Source organism: Xanthomonas arboricola pv. guizotiae, assembly GCF_002940205.1.
Lineage (GTDB): Bacteria > Pseudomonadota > Gammaproteobacteria > Xanthomonadales > Xanthomonadaceae > Xanthomonas > Xanthomonas arboricola_C.
Genome location: NZ_MDSK01000074.1, coordinates 1 through 4,722, shown reverse-complemented (window position 1 = coordinate 4,722; position 4,722 = coordinate 1). Strand labels below are relative to the sequence as shown.

Below are 4,722 nucleotides of genomic sequence, written 5' to 3'. Positions count from 1 at the left end.
AGGGGTGGGCGGGCCTGCCGATTGCAGGTCGTCCTCGTCTTGTCCACGGGGCGCGGCCCAAGGCCGGCTGCGCCGGGCGGTTCCGCCCGCCTGGTGCAGCACGCACGGTGGGCAAGAGGTGGGCGAGCTGCCCCCGCCTCACGCCGGCTCTGCCGGCGTGAGGCGGTCATGCACGCTGGCCAGCGCCAGCTGGCCGCCGATCAGGGCAATCCCCTGCCCCGTCGACGGCACTTAGTCGAGAAAATCAGTAGCTACGAAACGTGAGATAGGCGGCGACAAGGATGAGCGCAATTGCGATGACCTTGCCGACTTTCAGCGCGAATAGCAGCTTGTTCTGAAGCTTGACATGCGCCTCGTTCGCTTCCGCCTTCTCGGCAGCTGTCGCAGGCTTCTTGGCGACTTCCGCCCTTTTGGCAAAGCGATATGCCGCGAGGCCGACGAAAATCATAAGCACGGCGACAGGCAGTGAGAGCGTCAGGAAGAGCTGATTTTCTAGAAACACTGGGCCGGCGAAAAGCACGGCAAACACGAGCACGCCAATCCCCAAACCCGCCACAGCTGCCGCAGCGCGACGTAGGCTGCGCGTGCCGTCATACGTGGTGGTCTCCGTCATGTCCTGACCTCTATTTGTTGTGTTGGGATTGTCACTGTACGGGGGCGTGATCGCAGTTGCTGCGACTGCCCTGTTCTACCGACCGAAGTCTCGGCCGAAGTCGCTGCCCTTATCCGGGCTGGCTTTTTCCTTGGCTGGTCCGTCATGCGCCTTGGCAGGCATGACCAGCGCGACGTCACCTTGCGGATATCGAATCTCGACGGCCTGGCCGCGCTGGGCCTCAAGGTCGCCCACAACACGGTAGCGATTGTGCAAGACCAGTTCGCCCGGCATGTCCGCGCGCTCTTGCACCACATAGCGCTCGGTCGCCCCCAGCACGCGCCCGGTGTAGGTCTGCCCAAGCTCGGCATAGCCAACGCTGGCGCCAGCGCCGGCGAGCGAGCGGCCAAGTTCCACCGCGCGTGCGTGGTCGCGATCGGTGATGTTGTCGCGGATCAGCTGGGAAAGCCGGTCAGGTGTGCTGTGATAAGCCTCGATCGAGGCGCGGGTCATGTCGTCCCGGCTGACACGATCCCAGGCAATGGAATAGCCGGCGTCGCTGGCGAGCTGACCGATGAAAGCGCGCTGCGCGCGGCCGCTGCCTTCGCGGAATGGATGCAGGGCGTTGATTTCGCCGAGATAGTGCCCTGCCCGGCTGGCGAAGTCGTCGGCTCCTAGGCCTCGCAAGTTCTGTTCCCGGGCCAGCTGGCGAAACAGCTGCGCGCCGGCGCCCTCGATGTGTTCGGGCATGGCAAAGCGCGTTTCGCCCTTCTCAATAACGACGGACCGAATTTCCCCGGCCCACGGATACACGTCACTGAACAGACTGCGGTGAATGCTGCGCAGGTGATCGAGGTCGTAGCGACCGATGGCCGGACCTTTTTCAAGTTCGTAGGCCCGCACCGATGCGAACGCAGCTTCGATGCGGTCCAGCTCGGGCTGCGTTCGCGCTCCTACTGAGTTGCGCATGATCCCGGTGGTGGGATCGACATAGGGATCCGAAGGGGTGTCGTATTTCGCTGCCATCGTCAGTCGACCGTGCGATAGCAGTCGTGATAGTTGGTCGCCGGGCACACATACCGCCTGCCGGTCGCGCCCGTGCGCAGGTCCACGCGATCGCCCGACAGCATAGGGGCCACCCCGTTGACGACGAAGCGTCCCGTGTCAGTGGTAATGACCGATCGGGGCGAACTGCTGGTGCTGCCGGTTGCAAGAGCGATCCCACGCCCGGTCGCGCCAATTCCGCTGAAACTCCCCTCCGAACCCGGATCTACGGTGACCGTTTGTACGACGCCGGCCGGCGTCGTCTTGACGATGTGCGTGGACAATGGGGCGATGGCTGCCAGGCCGCCCGTGACAGCCATAAACCCGATAACGACGCCGCCGACTTTGGCGGCCTCTTTCCAATCGAAACGCTGAGCGGTAGCGGTGGACATAAGCCCTCCTAGTCGATCTTCTATTCGTTGCCAGCGACAAGGCGTCGGCGGATGCTCGCGATCACGTCTGCCGGCTCAAGCTCGCCGAGTGCCACCTGGTCGAGCTCTGCCCGGGTCTGGGCATCGACCTCAAGACCTTCGAGCCGCTGGGATGCGATCGCGTTGGCCACAGCGCGGCGGCGATCTTCGATTTCGTGTGCGTCAAGCATGATTTTTCTCCTGTGTAGTCGTGCGGGCTTCGGCTGCAAGGGCGCGCACTTGTTTGGCCAACTCCGGTGGCATCCACTCATCGACGCGTTCCCAGTCGGGCGGAAACTCGTTCGCAGCGGCCATGACCCGTTGAACCATCTGGCTGACGCGCTGGCGGCTGAGGCCATTTTCCTCGGCCGCTTCTGCCTGTGACTTTCCGTCGACAAGCACGCGTCGGGCGATCTGGACGGTGTCGACAGTAAGCCTTCCTAACCGTGGCTGGATGACTTCAAATTCCGCGGCGGTCATGGGCACTTTCTGCATTGCTGCGATATTCCTGCGTAATGGGGCGGGGGCGTGATGCCCCCGCCTGTTGGGTTTTGCGGTACTCCTAAACTCACATTTACGTCAATATTTGTCAATATTTACAGAGGATCTATTGACAACTCTATCGCTGCCGCAGACTCCACCCATCGACGCGACGACGTGCAGCCTCGGCGATTTCGCATTCCAGCTGGCGAAAGAAGGGTTTGCGCTGTTGGGTGCTGGTCACTGCAAACCCCGCTTCCAGGGCAACGCGTGCGGCGTCGTTGATGCGCAACCCTTTGAGCGTGGCGTAAGCACCGGCCAAATCGCCCCGGCGCGTCGCCTCGTTCAACTGCTGGGCCAACAGGGCAATTTGGTCCGGCATGGTTTCATTCCTCCTGCAGACGGCGGATGGCAGCGGCCAGATGCAACGCACCGATTTGCGCCTGCGCGATCTCGGCGCGTTCCTCTGCGGTCACGCATTCTGTGCAGATGCTGCCGAGCCGCTGTTTCAGATCGTCCAAACCGAGCGGGCTATGACGAAGGGTTCGCAATGGCGTACCGCAACGCCGGCACTGAGTTTCGATAACGTCGGTGATGATCTTGCTCATAACGCGGTCATGCTGTCGGTCGCGGCCTGTCGCAGCGTCGTGATTTTCTCGGCGAGGTTATCCGTCAGCTCCCCGGCTGCCCGCAGCTGATCTTCGAGCTGCTGCAGGCCTTGCAGGTAGCCTTCTACGAAATCCGGCACCTCTTCCCTGAAGTCAGGAATGGCCTCCATTTCCCGTCCGCTTTTCCGACCCGCACCTGTCGTTGAATCTTGCAGCGCTTCCCGCCAGGTCGTGTCGTCGTCGGGAATTTCTTCAGCCTCCGGCTCATAGGTGATGCCATGAGCCTGCGCCAACGTTTCCGCCTCCGCTGACCATTCGTCGAAATGGAGGTTCAGCGATTTGGCTTCACCCTCGAAATCGCGGCGCAACTCCTTGAACGGGTTATCGCGCTCGTCGCCGCGAATGCCGGCTGCTGCAGCTTCCGCGAGCGACGCGCTTACCGCATCCAAGCAATTTGCCTGCAACGCCACGATGGCGAATTGGCTATGGCGGGTTGCCAATTCGATGGCCTCCGCCGACTTCCACTGACGGGAAATACGTGCATGGCCTGCGCCGATGTAGCCGGCGAAACGTGCCTTGAAATCTTCGACAGCAGGCAGAGAAAGATTGCGTGTGTTCATGGCCGAAACTCCGTGAGGCTTGCCCCGGCCGTAGCCGGGGCAGGGTAGGGGATTAGTGGTGCAGTCGACGCATTTCTGCGGCTAGCACCCACAGCGCACGGTTGAGCTTAATGCTCTGGTCAATGCCGTTGACGGGGCGGGTGGTGGTGGGCCGACCCTTGGCGTTGCGACCGCGCAAGCCGCCACGCACCATGTTTTCCTGTACGCGGTTGAACGTCGTCCACAGGTCCGGCTTGCGATCCTCCCAGCGCTTCGGGGTTAGCAGCTGCTGTTCGGTGATCGGGGCAGGGGCGGTGTCGTCGTCGTAGCGCAGTGCAAGGGCAGCACGCGCGAATGCGGTCTGCTCGCCTTCTGCCAGCGTCAGGCTCTGCATACCCTCGCGCTGCTCGTCGGCGGCCGCAAAGCTGTCCACCACCTGGTAGGCACCTTCGATGACCTGGCTGACGACATCGCCCTTGTGGGGCACACGGATGTCGCCGACCGTATCGCCGACGACCATGCCGTTCTGGCACACGAAGCGGAAAACCCCGGCCAGCATCTGGTAGGAAGAGCTGCCGTCATGGCTGTTGAGCAGGATGATTTCGTTCGCCTCGCCGGCCTGGATCTGGTTGGCGTGGCGCATGCGGATCATGTGCTTGGTGTGCTCCCGCTTGTCGGGGTTGCGGGTGCGGGTCTGCACGACCATGAACGGCGAAAACCCTTCCTTGCGCAGACCATCGAGCACGTCGATGGTTGGGATGTAGGTGTAGCGCTGCGAGCGGCTTTCGTGTGCCTCGTTGGCGAAGATCGAAGGCGCGAAGCGAGCGATTTCGTCATTGGTCAGCGGTTGGGCGGAGCGGATGCCGTGGGATTTACGGCCGAAACGACTGGCGAGCATGCTGTTTTCTCCTGCGAGTTGGTGAACCGTCCGGGGGGGTGGTTGCCGCCACTGACCCCGGCCGGATCGGAAGGAAATAGGACTAATGTCT

General features: G+C 62.4%; 9 protein-coding genes. All 9 read right to left on the bottom strand.

The window, feature by feature from the left end; all coding sequences use genetic code 11:
- Positions 1-244 precede the first annotated feature (244 nt).
- The 9 genes from XarbCFBP7408_RS21655 to XarbCFBP7408_RS21615 all read right to left on the bottom strand — a co-directional run bounded on the left by XarbCFBP7408_RS21655 (position 245) and on the right by XarbCFBP7408_RS21615 (position 4,631).
- Positions 245-613 carry a hypothetical protein gene (locus XarbCFBP7408_RS21655; RefSeq protein WP_223289693.1) on the bottom strand — a complete coding sequence of 123 codons (369 nt, stop codon included), beginning with the start codon at positions 611-613 and terminating at the stop codon, positions 245-247.
- A 75-nt stretch (positions 614-688) separates the two neighbouring features.
- Positions 689-1,618 carry a Fic/DOC family protein gene (locus tag XarbCFBP7408_RS21650; RefSeq protein WP_104564666.1) on the bottom strand — a complete coding sequence of 310 codons (930 nt, stop codon included), beginning with the start codon at positions 1,616-1,618 and terminating at the stop codon, positions 689-691.
- Between the two features lie 2 nt (positions 1,619-1,620).
- Positions 1,621-2,028: a hypothetical protein gene (locus tag XarbCFBP7408_RS21645; RefSeq protein WP_104564665.1), complete on the bottom strand. Its 408-nt coding sequence runs from the start codon at positions 2,026-2,028 to the stop codon at positions 1,621-1,623.
- Between the two features lie 20 nt (positions 2,029-2,048).
- A complete protein-coding gene (locus tag XarbCFBP7408_RS21640; RefSeq protein WP_104564664.1) occupies positions 2,049-2,237 on the bottom strand; it encodes an antitoxin VbhA family protein in 189 nt (62 codons plus the stop codon).
- Entirely contained in the window at positions 2,230-2,541 is a 312-nt protein-coding gene (locus tag XarbCFBP7408_RS21635) for a TrfB-related DNA-binding protein (RefSeq protein WP_074059037.1), read from the bottom strand. Before XarbCFBP7408_RS21635 ends, XarbCFBP7408_RS21640 begins: the two co-directional genes overlap by 8 nt.
- Positions 2,542-2,665: 124 nt before the next feature.
- Positions 2,666-2,908: a hypothetical protein gene (locus XarbCFBP7408_RS21630; protein WP_039582826.1), complete on the bottom strand. Its 243-nt coding sequence runs from the start codon at positions 2,906-2,908 to the stop codon at positions 2,666-2,668.
- A 4-nt stretch (positions 2,909-2,912) separates the two neighbouring features.
- Positions 2,913-3,134, bottom strand: coding sequence for a DUF2688 domain-containing protein (locus tag XarbCFBP7408_RS21625; protein ID WP_104564663.1), 222 nt, complete (start codon positions 3,132-3,134; stop codon positions 2,913-2,915).
- Positions 3,131-3,754, bottom strand: coding sequence for a hypothetical protein (locus XarbCFBP7408_RS21620; RefSeq protein ID WP_104564662.1), 624 nt, complete (start codon positions 3,752-3,754; stop codon positions 3,131-3,133). The genes XarbCFBP7408_RS21625 and XarbCFBP7408_RS21620 overlap by 4 nt, the downstream gene beginning before the upstream one ends.
- Before the next feature lie 52 nt (positions 3,755-3,806).
- The gene (locus XarbCFBP7408_RS21615) at positions 3,807-4,631 is read right to left on the bottom strand and encodes a DUF932 domain-containing protein (RefSeq protein WP_042841407.1); all 825 of its coding nucleotides are present in this window, start codon (positions 4,629-4,631) and stop codon (positions 3,807-3,809) included.
- Positions 4,632-4,722 lie beyond the last annotated feature (91 nt).